General features: G+C 35.8%; 20 protein-coding genes and 1 pseudogene. 10 read left to right on the plus strand and 11 right to left on the minus strand.

Going from position 1 to position 22,570, the window contains the following annotated elements; translation table 11 throughout:
- Positions 1-101: 101 nt before the first annotated feature.
- The 7 genes from pstB to OOK87_RS04100 all read right to left on the minus strand — a co-directional run bounded on the left by pstB (position 102) and on the right by OOK87_RS04100 (position 5,387).
- On the minus strand, positions 102-860 hold the full coding sequence (pstB, locus tag OOK87_RS04070) for a phosphate ABC transporter ATP-binding protein PstB (protein ID WP_253307333.1): 759 nt from the start codon (positions 858-860) through the stop codon (positions 102-104).
- A complete protein-coding gene (dapB, locus tag OOK87_RS04075) occupies positions 857-1,642 on the minus strand; it encodes a 4-hydroxy-tetrahydrodipicolinate reductase (protein WP_264688138.1) in 786 nt (261 codons plus the stop codon). The genes pstB and dapB overlap by 4 nt, the downstream gene beginning before the upstream one ends.
- 364 nt (positions 1,643-2,006) lie before the next feature.
- Positions 2,007-3,023, minus strand: a complete 1,017-nt coding sequence (gene holA, locus OOK87_RS04080) for a DNA polymerase III subunit delta (RefSeq protein ID WP_264688139.1) — start codon at positions 3,021-3,023, stop codon at positions 2,007-2,009.
- A 5-nt stretch (positions 3,024-3,028) separates the two neighbouring features.
- A complete protein-coding gene (locus OOK87_RS04085) occupies positions 3,029-3,217 on the minus strand; it encodes a hypothetical protein (RefSeq protein ID WP_096618007.1) in 189 nt (62 codons plus the stop codon).
- 131 nt (positions 3,218-3,348) lie between these two features.
- On the minus strand, positions 3,349-4,158 hold the full coding sequence (locus OOK87_RS04090; protein WP_264688140.1) for a metal ABC transporter permease: 810 nt from the start codon (positions 4,156-4,158) through the stop codon (positions 3,349-3,351).
- A gap of 1 nt (position 4,159) precedes the next feature.
- Positions 4,160-4,516: an Mth938-like domain-containing protein gene (locus OOK87_RS04095; RefSeq protein ID WP_253307338.1), complete on the minus strand. Its 357-nt coding sequence runs from the start codon at positions 4,514-4,516 to the stop codon at positions 4,160-4,162.
- A gap of 4 nt (positions 4,517-4,520) precedes the next feature.
- A complete protein-coding gene (locus OOK87_RS04100) occupies positions 4,521-5,387 on the minus strand; it encodes a 4-(cytidine 5'-diphospho)-2-C-methyl-D-erythritol kinase (RefSeq protein WP_264688141.1) in 867 nt (288 codons plus the stop codon).
- An 81-nt stretch (positions 5,388-5,468) separates the two neighbouring features.
- On the opposite strand from OOK87_RS04100, the gene OOK87_RS04105 reads away from it, so the two are divergent.
- Complete coding sequence (locus OOK87_RS04105; RefSeq protein WP_264688142.1) at positions 5,469-8,918, plus strand: UvrD-helicase domain-containing protein; 3,450 nt, start codon at positions 5,469-5,471, stop codon at positions 8,916-8,918.
- A gap of 643 nt (positions 8,919-9,561) precedes the next feature.
- On the opposite strand, the gene OOK87_RS04110 is transcribed toward OOK87_RS04105, so the two are convergent.
- Together OOK87_RS04110 and radC are read right to left on the minus strand one after the other, a co-directional pair.
- Entirely contained in the window at positions 9,562-9,852 is a 291-nt protein-coding gene (locus tag OOK87_RS04110; RefSeq protein WP_264688143.1) for a GIY-YIG nuclease family protein, read from the minus strand.
- A gap of 152 nt (positions 9,853-10,004) precedes the next feature.
- Entirely contained in the window at positions 10,005-10,679 is a 675-nt protein-coding gene (gene radC, locus OOK87_RS04115) for a RadC family protein (protein ID WP_264688484.1), read from the minus strand.
- Positions 10,680-12,017: 1,338 nt separating this feature from the next.
- Between radC and OOK87_RS04120 the strand changes: the two genes are divergently transcribed.
- The 3 genes from OOK87_RS04120 to OOK87_RS04130 all read left to right on the plus strand — a co-directional run bounded on the left by OOK87_RS04120 (position 12,018) and on the right by OOK87_RS04130 (position 13,908).
- Positions 12,018-13,124: a D-alanyl-D-alanine carboxypeptidase family protein gene (locus OOK87_RS04120; RefSeq protein WP_253308928.1), complete on the plus strand. Its 1,107-nt coding sequence runs from the start codon at positions 12,018-12,020 to the stop codon at positions 13,122-13,124.
- A 108-nt stretch (positions 13,125-13,232) separates the two neighbouring features.
- The gene (locus OOK87_RS04125; protein WP_064124961.1) at positions 13,233-13,547 is read left to right on the plus strand and encodes a DMT family transporter; all 315 of its coding nucleotides are present in this window, start codon (positions 13,233-13,235) and stop codon (positions 13,545-13,547) included.
- 16 nt (positions 13,548-13,563) lie between these two features.
- Positions 13,564-13,908, plus strand: a complete 345-nt coding sequence (locus OOK87_RS04130) for a DMT family transporter (protein ID WP_264688144.1) — start codon at positions 13,564-13,566, stop codon at positions 13,906-13,908.
- 23 nt (positions 13,909-13,931) lie between these two features.
- Here the strand turns inward: OOK87_RS04130 and OOK87_RS04135 are convergent, their stop codons facing one another.
- Positions 13,932-15,422: an ankyrin repeat domain-containing protein gene (locus tag OOK87_RS04135; protein WP_264688145.1), complete on the minus strand. Its 1,491-nt coding sequence runs from the start codon at positions 15,420-15,422 to the stop codon at positions 13,932-13,934.
- A 64-nt stretch (positions 15,423-15,486) separates the two neighbouring features.
- Positions 15,487-16,591, minus strand: a protein-coding gene (gene prfB / locus OOK87_RS04140) for a peptide chain release factor 2 (protein ID WP_264688146.1) whose coding sequence is annotated in 2 segments (ribosomal slippage) — positions 15,487-16,515 and positions 16,517-16,591 — 1,104 coding nt in all. Because the reading frame shifts where the segments join, the coding sequence is not laid out codon by codon here.
- Between the two features lie 154 nt (positions 16,592-16,745).
- Here prfB and mgtE point away from each other — a divergent pair.
- From mgtE to OOK87_RS04165, 6 genes and pseudogenes are all read left to right on the plus strand, one after another.
- A complete protein-coding gene (gene mgtE / locus OOK87_RS04145) occupies positions 16,746-18,116 on the plus strand; it encodes a magnesium transporter (RefSeq protein ID WP_253308930.1) in 1,371 nt (456 codons plus the stop codon).
- A 445-nt stretch (positions 18,117-18,561) separates the two neighbouring features.
- Positions 18,562-19,752 carry a WD_0033/WD_0034 family tandem repeat-containing protein gene (locus tag OOK87_RS04150; protein ID WP_264688147.1) on the plus strand — a complete coding sequence of 397 codons (1,191 nt, stop codon included), beginning with the start codon at positions 18,562-18,564 and terminating at the stop codon, positions 19,750-19,752.
- Between the two features lie 174 nt (positions 19,753-19,926).
- The gene (locus OOK87_RS04155) at positions 19,927-20,142 is read left to right on the plus strand and encodes a hypothetical protein (protein ID WP_264688148.1); all 216 of its coding nucleotides are present in this window, start codon (positions 19,927-19,929) and stop codon (positions 20,140-20,142) included.
- A 170-nt stretch (positions 20,143-20,312) separates the two neighbouring features.
- Positions 20,313-21,158, plus strand: coding sequence for an ankyrin repeat domain-containing protein (locus OOK87_RS04160; protein WP_264688149.1), 846 nt, complete (start codon positions 20,313-20,315; stop codon positions 21,156-21,158).
- A gap of 12 nt (positions 21,159-21,170) precedes the next feature.
- Positions 21,171-21,416 (plus strand): annotated as a pseudogene (locus OOK87_RS07455) (ankyrin repeat domain-containing protein); the annotation flags it as partial.
- Between the two features lie 95 nt (positions 21,417-21,511).
- Positions 21,512-22,489 (plus strand): hypothetical protein, encoded by a 978-nt coding sequence (locus OOK87_RS04165; protein ID WP_264688151.1) that lies wholly within the window; start codon positions 21,512-21,514, stop codon positions 22,487-22,489.
- Positions 22,490-22,570 lie beyond the last annotated feature (81 nt).

A 22,570-nucleotide genomic window follows, 5' to 3' on the forward strand; every position in this document is an offset into this window, starting at 1 on the left:
AGTGGTATTTTTTGAATGATCCAACCGCTACCATGCTGAATGACAAATACGGCATACGGATACATTTTTTAAAGTAGCCAAGCTACTTTGATGACAGAAACCTAATGATCCAGGATATACTCCTTTGTTAAGGGAGATTGAGCATTTTCGAATATTTCTTGAGTGCTTCCAGACTCAACAATTCTGCCATTATGAAAGAAAATTACACTATCAGATAACTTTTTAGCTTGCTTCATTGAATGAGTTACCATAATTATAGTAAACCTTAATTTCAGCTCTTGTATAAGATTTTCGATTGCATTGGTTGCCATTGGATCAAGAGCGGAGCACGGTTCATCCATTAATAAAATAGTTGGCTTCACTGCAATTGCGCGAGCGATGCATAGCCTCTGTTGTTGGCCACCGGATAAATCGAGTGCACTATCTTGCAATCTGTCTTTTAATTCTTCCCATAAGCCAACTTTAGTTAAACTATTTTCCACCATCTCATTCAATTTTTGCTTATCCTTCACCATACCATGCAGTTTTGGCCCATAAGCAACATTGTCATATATTGATTTTGGAAAAGGATTTGGCTTTTGAAATACCATGCCAACTTTTGCTCTGAGTAGCACAACATCCATATCGCGTGAATATATATCACCCAGCCCATCGATATCTAATTCACCAACAGTTTTGCATCCAGGTACATAGTCATTCATACGATTAAAACAACGCAAAAATGTTGATTTACCGCACCCGGATGGTCCGATAAAAGTAGTAACTTTTCTTTTATAAATATTCAAATTTATATCGAATAAAACTTGCTTAGAGCCATACCAGAGATTTAAATCTTTAACAGAGGCACGTGTATTGCTCATATCACATCCTGCATTGAATAGAGCCCCGGAATTTCTCTTTTATTTTCATATAGCCATACTGCTGCTTGAACAGCTCCTCTAGCAAATGTTGTGCGATCAATTGCTTTGTGGTTTAGTTCTATCCGTTCATCAGAATTAACAAACATCACGCTGTGATCTCCTATTACTCCACCTCCACGAGATACTGCAAAACCTATTCCCCCCTTTTTTCTTATGTTTGAACCACTATGTAAATATTGATTGGACTGAAAATCCACTTTTGAAGCGTTAGCAATTGTTTTGCCAAGTTCTATAGCTGTTCCAGATGGTGAATCCTTTTTTAAGTTATGATGCATTTCCCAAATCTCAACGTCATATTCATTACCTAAAAGCTCAGCAGCTTTTTTTACCAATTTCAGCAACACATTAACCCCAACACTCATATTTGCTGACCATAATATTGGAACTTCAGCAGCATATCCTTTCAAATCGACACCTTCTATTCCAGTTGTGCCACTAACCAGCGGTGTTTTAAATTTTACAGCTGCTTTAAGGCAGTCTAACATACATTCTTTAGTTGTAAAATCTATTACAACGTCGGATAACTCAAATATGCCACTAATAGAACTTGTAACCTTGATTCCTAGATTGGCTATAATTGGTCCAATATCTGAATCTATGTACTTACTGCCTGAACGGGCAACAGCACCTGCTATTTCCACTTCGGCATTTGTAATTAATTCATTGAGTATTTTCTTGCCCATTCTGCCTAAGCAGCCTATTACTCCAACTCTGATTTTCATAAAGCTTTTTACGTTTATTAAGAATGTTATGCCTTTTTTTAAGCTCTGTCACTTCTGATCTATATTCTATAGCTGACCCAAGCAACACGTCATGCCGTTGCGGATAGATTCCGCTAACTAGTAGCGGAATGACGATTGTCGGTGAACCTAAGTTACTTTAGCTATAGCTGACCCAAGCAACACGTCATACCGCCGCGGCGCTAACTAGTAGCGGAATGACGGTTTTTCAAATTGTCGGTAAATCTAAGTCAGTTTAGCTATAGGCAGCAATTTTCTGTATTTATTTTAAATTGAAGAAAGCTCAAATGAAAGATCATGTTTTGCTAAAAATCACAGAATGCAGTCTGGTTACACCTTATTTTTGTTAGCTATAGCAAGTAATTGTATTTGTAATATGACAAATCACCTGCTGAAAAATCATTTTATGATCTAAATCAGTTTTTTTACAGGTAACTTCTAAGCTTATCAATTCTTCCAAAATCTTTTTAAGTTCTGAAAGTTGCAAACTTTTCAAATGAGATTTAAAGCTCTGCAATTGTTTAAAAAACAATGGAGGGCTTAGCTGATCAATCGCAGCCTGCTCACTCATTCCACCTTGCACTGACAGCAAAACGTTTTCAAGGCGTAGGAAATAATTTGATATAATGCGAATTAGCGCTATCGGTGAAAAATTTTCTTGCGATATCAATGCATCAGAAATTCTAATGAAGCGCGACATATCTTTACTTGCTATGGCAGAGCATAGATCATCAAGTGTAGCATAGTCGTTGCCGGAAGTTGAAAAGCATAATTCTATATCAGTAAGTTTTAGGTCTTTTCTCTCCCCTAAGTACAAAACTAACTTCTCAAGTTCTGAACATATAGGCAGCTTGCTATGATTAAAGTAAGATTGCAAATGGTAGATTATCTCATTTGTGCATTTTATATCATTTTGTTTTAAGTAACTTGATATAATGTCATAAAGATTGCTGTTGCTGTCCTTATAGCAAGCAATCACACCAAAAATTTTTGAACTCTCCATATAACTTTTAGTCGCAGAATTATATGGAAGATCACTTGCTACCATCATTACATAGTGACCACTTGCGTTATAATCCAATACGTTTTTTAACTCTTTGGATATACCTCCACTCACATTTATCAGCTTAATTAATTTTTTGCTGTTAAACATCGAAATGTTTGCCAATTCAGAAAACAGTAAACCGGGTGACTTATTCACTATTGCAAAATCCATCACCTGAACTGAATACTCATCCAAATTGGCAATTATTTCTTGTACATAAAAACCAACCCTACTGTTATCACTTCCATGAATTAACACACCACTTAAAGCATCAGGTTTCTCTAGGAATTTTTTAACTTTGGATGGTATGACCCTCATGCCATCTATATGATATCATTCTCATTTGATTGTACATGAGTATCCAAAGACTCTGAGTTTTCTTGCGCAATATTGTGCACATCATCTGCCGTACTCTGCACATTATCCGACTCTTCTGTTTTTCCTGTAATATAATTATAAAATTTTTTCACAGGTTGAGATATATATTTGGAAAAAAATCCTTCTTCGCTCATATTGCTTACTCCATAAAATTAACAGCTTATCATTAGCACATAAACAATAATATAGCAAAGACTATTTTGTGCTAAGATAGTGATGTTTTATAATGAGTATATTACAAAATTATTAACATTCGAGACTAAAATCAAGCCAAACTGCTTAATACTAACCTTATAAAATAAGCGATAATTAAATATACGGCTGCAACAAGTATAATTGCAGGTCCAGTTAACAAATCAAAACTTGCAGATAACATCAGACCTGATATCCCAGAAATCACAGAAAAAACTGTTGCAACAATAATCATCTGCATTGGAGTTTTCGAAATGAGCCTTGCAGATGCTGCTGGTATTAGCAAAAATGCAGCAATGAGTAATATTCCTATTAATTGGGCAGCAATTGCTATAAATATAGCAAGAGTGATTAAAAATTCTAGTCTAACAAAATTAACATTAATCTTCTCAACTACTGCTAAATCTTGATTAATTGAAATCATTAACCAATAACGCCATCTAAATATTAATATCAAAGTAACTATTACAGAGATTAAAAAAATCAATATTATATCACTTTGATCGAGCGTTAATATATCACCAAACAGTGAGCTAATAATACTATTATTGCCCGATGGAAGAAAAGACATAAGTATTAAACTCGATGATAAAACTACATTGGTAACGATGTTCAATATCGTATCAGCAGAATATAATCTGTTAAAATCAAGAGAAAGTAGTATAGCAAATGTAATTGCAATGAGCATTATGCTAAGCGATGGGCTAATCTTAAAGATTAAAGCAAGTGCAACACCAAGCAACGAAGAATGGGACAAACTATCACCAAGATAAGATAACCTTTGCCATATCATAAACGATCCTAAAGCGCCTGTTACTAGGCTAATTACGACTACTGCAACTAGACTATTGATGAAAAAGTCCTGGGTAAACATTTCAAGCATGCTATATGGCTATTAGATAACTGACAACAAATCTATCTTCGGATATTAAAACGTTATGGGTTCTGCATGCTGCACCGGTTGTCATAAATTCAAAATTTAAACCTTTTTGTTCCATAAGATAGGACTTCACTGAAGAACTTGGTATATTGCGTGTTTTACCAGTACCTATTATCAAAATTTCTATTTCCTCTGTTAAAAAAGATTTAAAATGTTCCTTGCTATTTATATCACTTTCTTTCAATTTAATCACCTTTTCAGGAAAAACTATAATTGAGCCGCAATATTCTCTATTATTCACCAAAAATTTTCCTTCCCTGTAACCATTTATAAGATTTTTATTCTCGGAAATTAAGGGCATAAAGTCAAACTATTAATTGAGTGTCACATACCCACCATTCTGGTTGCTTTTCTCTGATATTAACTGCAGCAGCTTTTGCATTTTCCTCACTATCGAATATTCCAAAGCATGATACACCACTGCCTGACATGCGAGAAAGTATAGAGCCTTCTTGTGACTCAAGTGTTGATATCACATCCTGAATTTCAGGTACAAGGCTTATTGCTATTTCTTGAAGATCGTTTCTCGTCTCTTTAAGAAACTTCAACAAATCCTTTTCAGCGTCATCGCTCCATTTAATTGGCTCAGAAAATTCTCCTTCATGTTTGGAAAATACCTCTAGTGTGCTCAAAAACTTTTTTTTCGCCTTCACCAGTACTATATTTGTGGGTAGAGAGAATTTTTTTATGGGACACAACTCTTCACCAATACCTCTAACAAAAACTGGCTTGCTATCTATACTCGCAGGAACATCAGCACCAACGCTTAAAGCTATTTCATTTAAAATCGTCCTATCAATCTTCCACAGCTTCCCTAGTATGCGTACCACAGCTCCAGCATCTGAGGAGCCACTGCCCAAACCCGCAGCAATTGGTATATTTTTCACAACCTTTACAATGACTTTAGTTCGCGCAGGAGCATATCTAAGCAATAGATTAACTGCTCTCATTACGGTGTTGTACCTGTTATTAATTCTAAGTTCGGAATTTACAAATTCAACTGTAGAGTTATCGTATCTAGAATCCTTCTCACCTACTTTTATTTCCAAAAAATTAGAGAGATTAGCAAAGACAAATAAACCTTCAATCAAGTGATACCCTGTTTCTTTTTTGTCTACAACATGCAAAAAAAGATTGATTTTTGCAGGCGCCTTTACACAAAAACTTTTCATTATATATCTTCACTAAGATTATTTTTACATTATATGTATAATGCTATTTTAGTCAACTTCTATAAGGTTTTCGCACTTCTGATGAGATCAAATGCCATAAATCCCAATTTCTCTGTATGGGTAAATGCGTCCGCTGGTACAGGCAAAACAAAAATCTTAATAGACAGAGTATTGAGACTTTTATTAGAAAACAAAAGAAATATTCTCTGCTTAACGTTCACCAACGCTGCAGCAAACGAGATGGAGAATCGCATTCACAGCATACTCAGTAAGTGGGCAATATGCTCAGAAAGTGAATTAATAATGGATCTGGAACAACTAGACCTATTGCAAATCAGAAAAAAAGAAACCTGGATCCCAGTGTCAGCTACTTGGATGACAGGGGATGACGCAGAAATAACGGAGAATGATGCTGAGGTGATAGCACCACATAATCACGATTTAAGTGAAAATCCAGTAGCTCACCCTTCGACGTCATCCCAGCACCCCTATTTGTCATCCCAGTGCGTGACACTGGGATCCAGAAAAAATAAAGATTATTTAACAAGAGCAAGAAGGCTTTTCTCTGAATTGGAAAATCTTGGTCTAACTATACAAACCATACACGCTTTCTGTTACAAACTAATTTCCAACTTTCCCATAGAAGCTGGCATCGCCCCAAATTGTACGCTGAGTGAATGTAAAGAATTACATTCCATCATATTCAATAAAGTGCTTCATAACGAAACTGTGCAGGATGATATCAATCTTATTGCGGCTGAATTTGATGAAAATAAGCTACGCGATTTGCTTTATACTTTATGTATAAAAAGATCGATATCAGAAAATGATTCAGAATATATCAAAGATAAACTCAGTGCTCCAGATGAAATTCATGACTTACAGAGTGAAACGACTGAGCACATAAAAAGATTAGCCGAGATATTAAGTGAAGGCAGTAAAAGAGATCAGAGTTATAGTGAAATACTTTATTCTACTGTCATCCCAGTGCTTGACACTGGGATCCAGAAGAAAAGAAGTGTAGATTCCAGCGTCACGCGCTGGAATGACACCAAAATAGAAAACCTAGCCAAGGTATTTCTCAAATCAGAATCGCACGAAAAAAAGAGCATATTATCCATTGCAACAAAAAGTACTTTGGAAAAATTTAGAGATGCAGAGCAAATAATAGAGAGCGTTCAGAATGTAGTGTTTACTCATATAAAAGACATGAACTCTTATCAAATATTCAATAGAACCAGTAGCTTACTTGGTATATTTAAAGTATATGTTGATCTATACAGTAGCGAAAAATCAAAAAACGCACTGCTTGACTACAATGATATAATTGGCTTAGCAACAAATCTTCTCAGCAATCCAAACTACAAAGATTGGATATTGTTTAACTTGGATCAAAAAATAGATCACATCCTTGTTGACGAGGCACAAGACAATAGCATCAGCCAATGGAAAATTATAACAAATCTCTGCGATGAATTTTTTGCCGGTAATGATGAAAAGCGAACCTTATTTGTAGTTGGTGACGTAAAACAATCCATATACAGATTTCAAGGAGCAAATCCCCATCTATTCAACTACATGCAACAATACTTTCATACGAAAACTGGTGGCAGAGATTGGATATCATGCCAACTTGAAAAGTCATTTCGTTCAACTCCAGAAGTTTTAATGCTTGTAGATAGAATATTTAATAACTTCCGCGCAGAAATATCTTTTGTTGATAATGAAATAAAACATGTTCCACATAGAGAGAATGACCAAGGATATATTGAAATTTGGCCAGCGTTACCAAAGTGTAAAGAGAAAGAACAGCGAGCTTTACAAATTCCTCTGACATGCAGGGAAAATTATATAATAACAGATCGATTACTTGCTCAAACAATAGCCAACAGAATTCACAATTGGTTAAACGAAGGGCGGATTTTAGTCGCTAAAGATCGCCATATAGAGCCAAGGGACATTGTGATTCTGGTACGGCAACGAAACGTGTTAGTTGATTACATAATAAGCGAACTTAAAAAAGCAAACGTGCCAGTTGTAGGCCGAGATTATTTTAGAATTATGGACTATATAGCCGTGCAGGACTTAATAGCTTTGGCCGAATTTTTACTCCTCCAGGCAAATGATTTAGCTCTTGCAAATGCTTTAAAATCACCGTTATTCAATTTTACCGAGGATGATTTATTTAACATTGCATATGACCGTAAAGAGCATTCACTATGGGAAAGAATTCGGGATTATTCTGTGGTTATCTATAGTGAATTAAACTATCTCATTAACTTATCTCGCATAGAGTCTCCTCTTGCACTATTTACACATATATTGCGTACAGGTAAGAAGAAATTTGCTGCAAGGCTAGGTCTTGAGTGCTTCGAGGTTCTAGACGAATTTATGAACCTTGTGTTGCAATTTGAAAACCCATCTCTTCAAGCGTTTGTTCAGTGGATCAAGGAGAATAACCCGGAGATTAAGAATGATATGCAATCAGAACGCAATGCTGTGCGAATAATGACAATTCACAAATCAAAAGGTCTGCAAGCTCCCATAGTATTTTTGGTTGATACAAACACAGTGCCAAGAAACAGTGAAAGCATTATCTTTGATGGAACGGAAGTGCCATTTTGGTGTGGAAAAAACAATAACGCTTATTGTGATCAAGTAAAAAGAGAGAAAAAACTAGAGGATTATAACGAATATTTGCGTTTATTATACGTAGCACTCACACGTGCTGAAGATGAGTTATACATCTTAAGTAAAGAGCCAGTGCAAAAGGGCTCTTGGTATGATCTAATCACTCAGTATGGAGAACGATATGAAAAGAAACAAGCATACTTACAGCCAATATTTAAAGAAAAAGTTGAAGTGCTATGTGTGAACGCAAACTACCCTTACATTTATAAAAAACGTGATTATTTTGACGTTCCAGTCATTTCCCTTCCGCCAAACCTATCAATGTCATTCCAGCGCCCTCTTTCGTCATTCCAACATCCTTCCTTGTCATCCCAGCGTCCTCCCCTGTCATCCCAGTGCTTGACACTGGGATCCAGTAAAAAAGAAGGAAAATCAGCATCAGCTACTTGGATGACAGATGGTTATACAAGAGGCTTAATAATCCACAGCATATTACAATATATGCCCAAGATAGAAAAAGAAAGGAGAAAAAACTGGGTCAGAAAATATCTTGACAATATAAACACCAGTGAAGATAAGGATGAAATTTACAGTAAAATATTGGCCTTTAATGAAAAATATGGCTATTTGTTTGACTTAGAAGGCAAATCAGAGATTACACTGAGTGGAATAATCGATGGCGAACCAGTATTAGTACGACTAGATAGGCTATGCATAACGCAAGATAAAGCGATCATAATTGACTACAAATCACACCGTAACGTTTCTGTTTCCTTATTAAATGAAATAAAAAAGCAAATGCTGACCTATAAAACCTTAGTACAAGAAATATATCCAAACAAGCAAGTAGAGTGTGTGGTTATTTGGGTGGAAGATTTAACCATTCAATCTGACCTTTAACGAAACTTGATTACAAGAAATAGCTACTACGTCATACCCCGCGGTATCTCTTAGCATAGATCCCTTACTTAACCGTCATACCGCGATTCATTCGCGGTATCTCATCCGCTAACAAGCAGCGGGATGACAGCAGTCCTACGTCATACCGCTGCGGATAGATCCCGCTAACAAGTAGCGGGATGACGAATTAATTAACTGTCATGCCGCCGCGAACCGTCATGCCACCACTCCTTTCTCGTCATGCCACCACGAACCGTCATACCGCGATTCATTCGCGGTATCTCATCAGCTAACAAGCAGCGGGATGACGAGGCTTATCGTCATGCCGCCGCGAACCGTCATACCGCCACTCCTTTCTCGTCATGCCACCACGAACCGTCATACCGCGATTCATTCGCGGTATCTCATCCGCTAACAAGCAGCGGGATGACAGCAGTCCTACGTCATACCGCTGCGGATAGATCCCGCTAACAAGTAGCGGGATGACGAATTACTTAACTGTCATACCACCGCAAACCGTCATACCGCGATTCATTCGCGGTATCTCATCAGCTAACACGTAGCGGAATGACGAATTACTTAACCGTTATCCTGCTGCTCCTTTCTCGTCATCCCGCTACGTGTTAGCGGGATCTCAGCATAGCTATCTTAAAGCTAAGTAATATAAGTCAACCCAGCTAGGATTCTTTTGATTGATCAAATTAATTTTCCACTGCCTTGGCCATTCTTTCAGGCGCCTTTCTCTTGCAATAGCTAAACTTATATCTTCAAACTCTTCAAAATATACAAGTTTATTTACATTATATCTTGATGTAAAACCTGAAACAATTTTGTTTTTGTGTTTCCAAATCCTCTTGATCAAATTTGCAGTTACACCAATATATAATGTGCTATTAGCTTTATTTGTAAGTATATAGATATATGATAACTTCATCTTAATCGTTTATAGCTAAAGTAACTGAGGTTTACCAACATTATACTACACCATCGTGCCACAATAAAACTTACCGTCATCCCGCCGCGCCGCTAACACGTAGCGGAATGACGATTGTCGGTAAATCTAAGTTACTGTAGCTATAAAAGCTTTCACAACAACCTATTTTCCTTGAAACTAAAATAGCTACTGAATGTAATAATAATGTGGTCTATTAATTCTATTCCTATACTTTGGCAAGCTTCTGCTAGTTGCCTAGTGAGAGATATATCGCTATTTGAAGGTTGTGTATCTCCGCTTGGATGATTGTGAGATATTACAATGGATGTTGAACCAATCAAAAGTGCGCGCTTGATGATCTCTCTGACATAAAGAGGAGTTTGATCTACTGTACCAACGTTTTGCAGGTCTTCCGCTATTAGACGATACTTTTTATTCATATAGATGACGCGAAAATTTTCCTTATTGAGGCTTCCTATGCTTATTCTTAAATAATCAAGCAATTTTTCCCAGTTATCGATTATAGGCAGGTCTTTTATTTCTTCTCTTGCAGAACGAACAAAGGCTTGTTTCACACAAAAGATGGCAGATATTGCTGCATTGCTGACACCATCAACATTTTGCAGTGCTTCCAGGTCAGCATTAAAAACTTTATTCAAACTGCCAAAATTTTCTATCAAACTCTTTGCTATCGGCTTTACATCAATTCTACTGTATGCTGAATATAAAATGTGCTCTAAAACTTCATAATCAAGTAATGATTGTCCATTATCTAAAATAATTTTCTCTCTTAGGCGCTTTTTATGCCCCTTTTCGTAATTTTTCATCATTAGTGAATTGCTTATCTCTTGTATAATAAGAAGTTAGATTTTTAAGTAAAATATTTAATAAAGCGCATGACGCACAATTGTAAGAACATTCATTTTTAAAGACAGTAAATTGTGTCATCAAAGTAGCTGACGCGAGCTCTACGTCATACCGCAATTCATTCGCGGTATCTCAGCAGATCCCGCTAACAAGTAGCGGGATGACGAAGTTATCGTCATGCCACCGCGAACCGTCATATCGCCGCAGACCGTCATACCGCCGCGGTATCTCTAGATCCCGCTAACAAGCAGCGGGATGACGAAGTTATCGTCATGCCACCGCGAAACGTCATATCGCCGCAGACCGTCATACCGCCGCGGTATCTCTAGATCCCGCTAACAAGCAGCGGGATGACGAAGTTATCGTCATGCCACCGCGAACCGTCATATCGCCGCAGACCGTCATACCGCCGCGGTATCTCTTAGCATAGATCCCGCTAACACGTAGCGGGATGACGAAGTTATCGTCATGCCACCGCGAACCGTCATATCGCCGCAGACCGTCATACCGCCGCGGTATCTCTTAGCATAGATCCCGCTAACACGTAGCGGGATGACGAATTACTATCTACACCGTCATACCGCCGCGGTATCTCTTAGCATAGATCCCGCTAACACGTAGCGGGATGACGAATTACTATCTACACCGTCATACCGCCGCGGTATCTCTTAGCCGCTAACACGTAGCGGGATACTTAACCGTCATACCGCGATTCATTCGCGGTATCTCAGCCGCTAACAAGAGATCCCGCTAACACGTAGCGGGATGACGGTTGTCGTTTAGCCATAAATATTTAAGAAATTTACCAAACGAAAAAAAAGGCAAAAGAAGCCCTAGTCATTGTCTACTTTCAGTATTGGCGTTTTTTAAGTCTTAAACACTGCAATTTAGCTGCTTTTAAATGCAACTCACCTTTGTTTAAATGTTTAAGAAATTTACTAAGCAGAAAAAAAGGCAAAAGAAACCCCGTGTTAGCTAGTTGTCACTCTCTAATCCTGCAAATTGGCGTACTATACTGTCTTAAACGACTTATAAGCGCGTTTCAGCTTATATAGGTAAAAACCCAGAAATGTTGTGAAGACATAAGGTGCACATAGTGCAAAAAATTAAAAATAAGACGCCAACTACGTTGTTTTCTTGCTGTTTAATCTGCACAGATGAAGATAACTGAATACCTTCACTATCATAATAAGGGGGCTGGCGGAGTTTGTCAAGCAAGTTTTATGCAAGAGATCTATTGAAATGCCCCTGTAAAATTATACTATTAATTAGTGCACTGTAAATTTAAAATTATAGATATGTTAAGCAGATTGGTAATTTTGCTATTAGTTTTTATACTTCCTTTTTCTTCATACTCATACCAGTTTAGAACCAAAGCAAAGCAAGCAGTAGTCTTAGATTTAGCTTCAGATTCATTCATTTTTGACCATAATTCTGATGAAAAAATGGCCCCATCTTCAATGAGCAAGCTAATGACTTTATATATAGCCTTCGATTATCTAAAAGCTGGAATAATACACATGGAGGATAAATTTCGAGTAAGCAGAAAAGCGTGGGAAAGAAAAGGCTCTTCTATGTTTTTGAAAGAAGGTCAATCCGTTACGGTGAGGGAATTACTCGAAGGAATTACAATAGTCTCAGGTAATGATGCCTGCATAACACTAGCCGAGGGTATTGCAGGATCAGAAGAGAATTTTGTGGCTGAAATGAATGAGGTTGCACAAAATTTGAACCTGAATGACAGTCATTTTGTCAACTCAAGCGGGTGGCCAGATGGAGATCATTTTATGAGCGCAAAAGACTTGGTAATGCTGGCAAAAAGGATTTTCACTGATTTTCCTGAATATTACGATTTATTTTCTGAACAATATTTGACATATAACGAAATTGCACAAAAGAATAAAAATCTTCTACTTTTTCACGACATTGGGGTTGACGGTTTAAAAACCGGTTATACAAATGCTGGTGGTTATGGCATTGTAGCATCTGCAAAACGAAATGATAGGAGAATTTTTGCTGTCGTAAATGGTTTAAACACTGAGAAAGAGCGAATAGAAGAAGCAAAAAGACTGATACAATACTCCTTAAAACATTTTAATACTAAGAAAATATTTGCTAAAGACAGTGTAGTTGAGGAAGTAAATGTTCTCTATGGAAAAGATAAAAAAGTGCCTATTACAGTTGCAAACGATGTTACCATAACTTACAACCGCAAATTGCATGACCAAATTAAGGTGCGTATTGAATATAAAGATATGATACCTGCACCCATTAAAAAAGGTCAAGAAGTGGGCAAAGTTTTTGTAGAAATACCAGGTGTTGAGCAACAAACTACGCCTCTTTATGCAGCAAATGACGTACAGGAATTGAATTTCGTAGAAAAGTTTTTTAGAATGTTATTTTAAGTTTAATATATTGGCTTTCAAAGCAATTTCGAAAGAGAGATCTATTGCACTTTAGTGTAGTTTTAACTAACAATTTCTGTTACAATACAAGATTGAAATGTTACGAAAATGTGCTGGTTATATTTGTTGCTGTCTAGTATCCTAGAGATACTGTGGGCTGTAACGTTAAAGTTTAGTAACAGTTTTACTAAAGTTGTGCCTTCGATTGCAACATTGGTAATTATGATCATTAGCATTTACTTTTTATCTCTTGCAGCATGCTTTCTACCTATTAGAGTATGCTATGCAGTTTCCTCTGGAATATGCACAATTGGAATAACTATAATTGGTGCAACCGCTTTCACAGAGAATATTAATTTATCTCAAGTTTTATGTATCATTTTAATTGTAATAGGAACCATAGGGCTAAAGCTCTCTATTTAAACCTAAAAATTTATGCATGAATTGGATATATTTACTCTTATCGTCACTAATTGAAGTGTTCTGGGTCATAACACTTAAGCATAGTTGTGGATTTACTCATCTCGTACCATCAATAATTAGCATACTCTCCATGGCTCTTAGTACGTATTTACTTTTGCTCGCTATACGTTCTATACCTATCGGAGTATGCTATGCAATTTGGACTAGAGTAGGTGCTATAGGAGCTTCGATACTTGGAGTTTACCTATTTAATGAACCAGTTAATTTATTCGAAGTAATATGCTTTATTTTAGTTACATTCGGGATTATAGGATTAAAATTGTTTGATACTGCAAAACAAACTGTTGATAAAATGGAATAAGAGATCCCACAATTGGAATTATATTAAGGAAATACTTCCTGCACATTCCCATTTACGTTTTGCGCTTCTTTCGTTTCATCCATTTTAGTACTAGGTTCTAACATTCTAACTGTAGTATAAGCTACCGCTAATGCTGCTGCTACAACTGTAACTACTGCTCCTATTACAGGATATAGCCCAGCTGTAATTGTTCCAATTGCAAAAAGTGTTATCGTTATAGCAGTACCAAACAATATTGTTAAACTGAAAGCAACAAGAGATATTTTACCCTGTTGGTCATGTCGTTTCATTCTTTCTTCAGATAAAAGAAAATTCACATGCCGAACTATATAATGATTTTTGTCAAAATCGCTCGGAATTTTATTATCATTATTCTTTGACAAAAGATCTGCTCTTTTGCCTATTAAAGTCTCAATTACCTCTTTGCAACCACGTCGAGCAGCCATATGTAAGGGAGTGCATTTATCTTTATCTACTGCATTAACCTTTGCTCCTGCTCCTATTAGAGCTTTTGCTGTCTCTTCATTCTTGGCATTATGCAAGGGAGTGCGTTTATCTTTATCTAATGCGTTAACCTTTGCTCCCGCTCCTATTAGAGTTTTTACTGTCTCTGCATCTTCAGCAAAATGTAAAGGAGTACATCCATATTTATCTGCTGCATTAACATTTGCTCTTGCTTCTACTAGAATTTTTACTATCTCTTTACGGCAAAATTGAGTAGCTATATGCAAGGGAGTGCGTTTATCTTCATCTGCTGCATTAACATTTGCTCCTGCTCCTATTAGAGTTTTTACTGTTTCTTTACAACCATATTGAATAGCCAAATGTAAGGAAGTGCGTCCATCTCTATCTATTGCATCAACATTTGCTCCTGCTTCTATTAGAGTTTTTACTATCTCTATGCGACCTTTTTTAGCAGCCAAATGTAAAGGAGTATTCCTATATTTATCTACCGCTTTGACATCTCCTTCTCCTTCTATTAGAGTTTTTACTATCTCTATGTAACCTTTTTCAGTAGCCAAATGTAAAGGAGTATACCCATCTTTACTTATTGCATTAACATCTATATCTTCTCTTTTCAATAGGAGATTTACTACTTCTGTTTGACCATTTTCACAAGCCAAATGCAAAGGAGTACATTCATGATTATCTTTTTCATTAACATCTGCTCCGTTGTCTATTAGAGCTCTTATTGTTTTAGTGCAGCCACGGCGAGCAGCCTTACATAAAGGAGTGTCTCCATATCCATTTTTTGCATTAGCATTGATTCCTTCTACTCCCAATAGAGCATTCACCACATTTTCTAAATTATTGTGGATAGCTAAATGCAATAATCCATATTCTACTGCAAATAAGTGGTTTACACCAAAACCAGCTCCTTCCCACTCTTTATATTCATCTGAATATTGTGATAATTTCTCTTTTATCTTCCCAATTACGTTATCTTTACTTAAATTTTTGTCAGCATCAATTGCACTTAGCATTCTTTCCCACTGCTCGTGTTCAATTGTCATAACTTTACTCCTACTTTAACAATATTTTAATTATCATATATTATGACAAGAAAGTTAACCCTACCTAATTTTGCTTAGTAAGCACACTAACTATGAAACAATCTATATTACCATCAAAAACAGAATTTATATTACCCACTTCATGTCCAGTTCTTAAATCCTTCACCATTTGATATGGATGCATAACGTACGATCTGATCTGATTGCCCCAGCCTATATCGCATTTTTTACCATATTCTTCAGCCATCTTTTGTTCTTTTTTTTCCATTTCAATTTGGTACAAACGTCCTTTAAGTAATTTTAACGCCTCATCCTTATTTCTGTGTTGAGAACGACCATTTTGGCATTGAACTACAACACCAGTTGGAATATGCGTAATGCGTACCGCACTTTCAGTCTTGTTCACGTGCTGACCGCCTGCTCCGGAAGCACGGTAGGTGTCGATCTTTAGATCCTTTTCATCCACAGCAATATCAATTGAATCTTCTATCACTGGAGTTACTCCTACACTTGCAAAACTGGTATGACGTTTACCATTTGCATCAAACGGCGATATTCTAACCAGCCTGTGAATTCCACTTTCACTTTTTGCCCACCCATAAGCTTTTTCTCCAACGATTTTTATCATTGCAGACTTTATACCAACCGACTCTCCTTCTAATTTTTCTACAACTTCAACTTTAAAGTTGTGATAAATTTCTGCCCATCTTACATACATGCGCATCAGCATTTCAGCCCAATCATTGCTCTCTGTTCCACCAGCTCCTGAGTGGATTTCTAAAAAGCAGTTATTGTTATCTGCTTCACCAGTAAATAAGGATTCTGTCTCTTTAAGTTTGATTAATTTCTCTAGCTTAGCTAATTCACTTTCAACTTCAGAGAAAAATTCTTCATCATTCTCATCAATAGCAGACTTCATTAAGCTAATGGCATCGTTGTAATCGCTTTCCAACTTTAAAAACAACTCTACGTCATGCTTAATTTTAGAACGTTCTTTTAAAATTTCTTGTGCCTTTTGATTGTCTTGCCACAGATTATCATTCGACGCTTGGGAATCCAGCTCTTCAAGACGCAACTTTAATTTTTCTATGTCAAAGACACCTCCTGATAAGAGAAATACTTTTATTTAAGCCTTGAAAGTATTCGAAAATTTCTGAATAAGTTTTCATTATACTTTAGATTTTAATATATTTACTATTACTAACAATAACAGCAAACAAAATAGAAATTTAACCATATGATAGTTAATTCAAAATAATTTCATTATACTTTAATGTTTAAGGAAATCAAGTGTGTATATTTATTAAAAAATAAGGTAAAGTAATGAATATTAAAATAAGTTCTCATTATGGTTTAGACAAAAAGGCTATTGATGACTTAATAGAGTCACTTGATAACGAGGAGCTAGAAAATGTTTGTAATATTGTAAAAACGATAGATAGCGTTCAGTTAGCTTATTTTTTATCTACTTCAATCAGTGATCACAGGGAGAAATTAGTTAATATCCTCGATCAACATTTGTTAAGTGATGCCCTAGTGCATGTAGTGCCAGATTTACAAAGAGAGATCATAGAAACATTGGGAATAGAAAATACAGCAAAGTTACTAATGCTCCTTGATGTAGAAGATATAGTAACCATAGTGAAAGATTTGGATAGAAAGTCTATAGAAAACATACTTAACTACTTACCCAATGCAACTCAAAAATTAGTAGAGGAGTTGTTATCATACCCAGAAGAAAGTGCAGGAAGGTTGATACATAAAAATATGGTTATAGCTCCATATTATTGGACGATAAATCAGCTAATGGAATTCTTGCGCAACTATAAAAAAATACCAGAAAGATTTCACCAGATATTCATTATCAACTCAAAATTAGAGCCTATAGGCAGTGTTAATTTAAATAAGGTAATATCTCACTCAGGAGACACAATAATAAAAGAGATAATGGATCATGACATAAAAATCATTAAAACTGGAGTAGACCAAGAGGAAGTAGCAAGAATATTTAAAGATTACTCTCTATTATCGGCTCCGGTAGTAAATAAGAATGGTAAAATTATTGGTGTGATCTTAATTGAAGATGTGATAAAAGTTGTTCAACAAGAAACAGAAGAGGATGTACTCAAAATAAGCGGTGTATCTTCTAAAGCCGATATAAATGCCCCTATACATAAAACTATAATTAAAAGGCTACCTTGGTTACTGTTTAACCTCTTAGCTGCAACAATGTGTTCCATAGTAGTTGGCTTTTTCGATGATGTAATAAAAAGTTTTATAGTACTGCCAATAATCATGCCGATAATTGCATCAATGAGCGGAAATGCAGGATCCCAAACAGTAACGCTAACCATCCGGGCAATCGCAACAAAATATCTAACTGAGCAAAATGCAAAAAGAGTACTGATGAAAGAATTTTTAATAGGTCTTATAAACGGGGTAATTTTATCTACCATTTCACTCGTAGTATTAGCAATAAGATTTCACAATTTCAAAGTGGAGATGATTTTTGTGGTCTCCATGATTATGATGTCAATTATTGCAACGTTCATCGGAACTTTCATTCCTATAATGCTTCACCGTTTAAAGTCTGACCCTGCAGTTTCTTCTTCAATCCTAACATCGGCAACAACTGATATTCTCTCAGCTCTTATGTTTCTTGGTTTAGCTACGATCTTTTTATTAAACAGCTGATACTATCTATAGCTATACCGCGATTTATTCCATAGCTGTACGAACATTCATTTTTAAAGGTAAACTGTACAGCGAATGGTGTCATTCCAGTGCTTGACACTGGAATCTAGCCTTTTCATAATCATCAAAATGTTGTATTTTTACATAAAATGGCTACTTTTATGCTTACCAACTTAATAAAATTCCTGGATCCCAGTGTCTGGGCACTTTAGACAATGTTACAAAAAATAATATCATAGAATTCAATAGGATAATTCCTAGAGAATTACTCATCTACAAAAAGCCAAATCGTGTTAATGCTGTTTAGATGTAAAAGATAAGCTAAATCTTTACATGGAATTTAAAACAGTAGAATACCTTTGATTGAAAGAAAGCACCAACTTTATGGGGTGAGCAACTGCAACTACTACCACTAAATCAATAAATCTTAATAGGGGAAAACATTATGAAAACGTCAAAATTGACATTAGTATGTGACATATATGAATTAATAAATAAAGATAGAAAGAATATTCAAAAACTAGCAAGAAAAATAGAAGAAGGGGAAGGTGTTGCCGAAAAGTTTAGAAATAGAATATTCAAAAAGTCCAGCTATAACGCAAGCACGATTCTTTTAGCGAAAATAACTTACGAGTATCAGGGTAGAGAGGAGACATTGTCACTACTACATTATGCTATAAGTCATAAAAATAATCAAGCTGTAAAAGATCTTTTAGAAGAAGCCAAAAAACAAAAACTATTAAAGGAAGTTCTGAATGAAGAAATAACCACAAAACATTCAGATGGTCGGGAAGAAACTCATACAATACTTACAGATGCTATATCACGTAGAGACAATGACATGATTAGAGCAGTGTTAAAGATCTCTGAGGAAAATGGTATCTTGAAAGAGATTGTCAAAAAAAGAATAACGATAAAACATTCAAATGGCGAGGAAATGACTTACACCCCATTTACCTATGCTGAAGCACGTAAAAATAGTGAGGCTGTAGAAGAAATCTTAAAATTCTCCGGAGAACTTGTTAGTAGGAGAGCAACCCAGAAGCCCACTGTTGTAACAGCCAAAACTACTACAGCTAGAAGTGAAAAAGTGCTTCAAGATACTATTGGTAATATCGAGACACCGGCTGACGCATATGAAAATAGTAATAAAAGTAGTCTTGAAGAATCTATAGAACATGAATATCTTGAGCCATGCGAAAATAGTAATGAAAGTAATACAATAGCTATAGAGCACATCGCTGCTTCAATAGAAAAGCTTGATAATACTGGAATATGCGAAAAAAATGAAACTGCTGTAACAGAAACTGACATACAAGAACCAAATGCTTCCAACAGCCTTTCTTCTGCTGCATGTTTTGATAATGGATCTAGCAAAGAAAATACTGCAGACAAAAAAGAAAAACCATCAATGCAACAAAGACGAGCAATCTTGGCTGGTAGTGTTGGTGCGGCGTTACTAGTCAGTAGTGTTGTAGCTTATATATTGAAAATGTATGCCATAGCGATTATTGGGGGAAGTGTTGGATTAGCGTGTATAAGTTTTGCGTTGTATGATGCACTAAAGCCCAGCACACAGCTCGAGAAAGTGGAAAATGTAGAGCAACTAGATGTGAAATCTCTTCCTAGTTTGTGAAGGAAATGCTCTACCGAAATTAATATATTGATATCCTTACTATTATTAATAACAAATAAATATTTAAAAAATTTCTTGACTTCCGCCAAAATAGATGGCTTTATGCCAATACTACTAAGAAAATAGTAGTAAACATTAAAAAAAATTGAAGCGTTAATTAGTGAGGATTTTTACATGAGTAATAATAACAATAACCGAGAATCAGTGTTAGCACGACTACTATCAAAGACCCCTGAGCAGCTAAAACTATACTGCAAACTGCTCGATAATGAGAAAAGACAAGATCTTTATCAAAAGGTGCTAAAGGAAATGCGTGAGAACCCAGAGGTTAATCAGGTGAAGAAGCTGAACGAAATAGCTGCTGTTATAGAAGAGGCCATTGAAGAGTGAAGAAAGTGAGTTTATTAATTAATACATATAAGATATTAACACGATTAGGAGTATCCTCATGAGAGAGAATAAGCAGTGCATATAGGAATTTATACGGGTTTTACAGTTAATAAAAAAATAATGTTTGTGTCTGTAGAATGGAATAGTTTTATTAATTTAGTGAGGTTGGTATGTGTAATATCATAGAAAAGTATTTAGTAGATAAGAAAGATGTTAATGTTAAGAATGATGAAGGGAATACGCCTTTGCATTTAGCTGTGGAAGAAGGTAATCTTGAAGCAGTTAAACATCTTATAGAAAAAGGTGCTGGTATTAATGCTGTTAATAGGTATGGATATACTCCTTTGTATATTGCTGCTTATAAAGGTAGCACAGATATAGCTGTATATCTTGTAGAGAAAGGGGCTAATGTTAGTGATAACATTCTACATGAAGCAAGTAACTTAGATATAGTAAGACATTTTATAGCAAAAGGAGCTAATATTAATGCTACTAAAGAAAATGGTGAAACATTTCTGCATATAGCTGCTATAGACGGTAAGTTAGAAATAGTTCAATATCTAGTGGAAGAAAAAAACTTCAACATAAATGCAGCAAACAAGAAGGGTAATACTGTTCTGCATCACGCTGCTCATGGTGGTTGTGAGAGAACAGCTAGATATCTAGTAGAAAAAGGAGCAAACGTGAAAGCAACTAATAGACATGGGATAACACCCTTGCATATAGCTGCTTTTTGTGGGTACTCATATGTGGTAGAAAATCTTATAGAAGATGGTGCCGACAAGAATGCCATTAGTAGCAATGGTTGTACGCTAGCACATTATGCAGCTATAGGCGATGAGTCTGGTATGTCATGTGTCCTTGAATATCTAGTAGAAGAAGAAGGAATAAATTTTAATGTCACTGATAATCTAGGTAGTACACCACTACATTGGGCAGCTTATTGGAATAATAGTGAAGTAGTAGAGTATCTTGTGGAGAAGCGAAACGTGGATATAAATGTAACTGACAATTAGGGCAGAACGCCTCTACATTGGGCTGCTTACCACGCTAACATTGATTTAGTAAAATATTTCATAGAGAGAGGAGCTGAAATTAAGGCCACTAAGAAATATGGGAATACACCATTACATTATGCCCTTAATGGTCAATGGAATGATGATTATTTAGAGGTAGTTGAATACATAGCAGGAACAAGAAAATTAACTATTCCCGAAAATGTTGAAAACGTTGAGAAGGACAGCTTGGACATCATCAAATATGATTTTTACTGAAGTCTTACTCTCTTACGGTAGTGCAAAGGAAAGTCTCCTTTAATAGAATCTTAGGTTAAAGAGTATATCTTTTCTTGAGATTCTTTTAAAGAGACATGACTAATGACACAAAGTTAACAGACTACGAAGTAGGGAAAAAATTAAAACATGAGAGGGAAAAGAAAAGATATACTCAGGCAGGTCTAGGAAGTAAAGTCGGAGTATTAGAGAAGCAAATGTCCAGATATGAGCGAGGGGAAAATCCGATTTCAATCATTATATTCTGTATGATAGTAGTGGAACTAATGATTGATATGGCAAAACTACTGCCTGAATCGATGGCATCAGAGAAAGGTGAGGTAGAAAAAACATTAAATCTAGTTAGAGAATGTAAAAAATTTAGGAACCAGGAATTATGTAAGATAGCCTATGCATTAAATAAATCTATCCAGGTGGGGGAAGAAGAAGGTAAAAAAGCAGGAAAGATTAAAGTAGCAAAGAATTTACTTAAAGCGGGTATTTCTGTTGATATCATTCTCCAAACAACAGGCTTGTCTAAAGATGAACTTGAGAAACATAATAAAACAGAGATAGTTAATTTTATAGCCTATAAAACAGGGGAAAATATGAAAGACTGGAGGCTAGCAAGAGGACGTTCTCAGGAGGATTTAGGAAATGAAGTCGGTTTAACAGGTGGTCAAATACGACGCTATGAGCAAGGAACACATATCATGACAATAGGAAAACTATGTAACGCAGCAGACAAATTATCAACGCACGCTCAAACTCTACTGCCGAAAATTAGTGAACTAATAGAAAAAGGCAATGTTGAAATTGAAAGAAGTAATGAGGATAGAGAAGGAGAAAATGGAGTACTAGATTTAGTGAGAGAGTATAATAAAATTGAGGATGAAGAAATACGTGATAAATTTTATTCATTAATTATGTCAGTATCTAAAAGAATACAGATTGATAAAGAAAAGGGTAAAAAAATAGGGAGAACAGAAATGGCAAAAAATCTACTTGAAGTGGGTATTCCTACCAATGTAATATGTCAAGTGACTGGCCTACACAATCTTGAAGCTATAAGATAATTTCTTTAGAAAATCTCTTAAACCATTAACCTAACATTACCTCCTTTCACACTTGTGCCATTTCCGCTTAACTTGCTACGC

Origin of the sequence: Wolbachia endosymbiont (group A) of Sympetrum striolatum (assembly GCF_947250715.1) — a bacterium.
Taxonomy (GTDB): Bacteria; Pseudomonadota; Alphaproteobacteria; order Rickettsiales; family Anaplasmataceae; genus Wolbachia.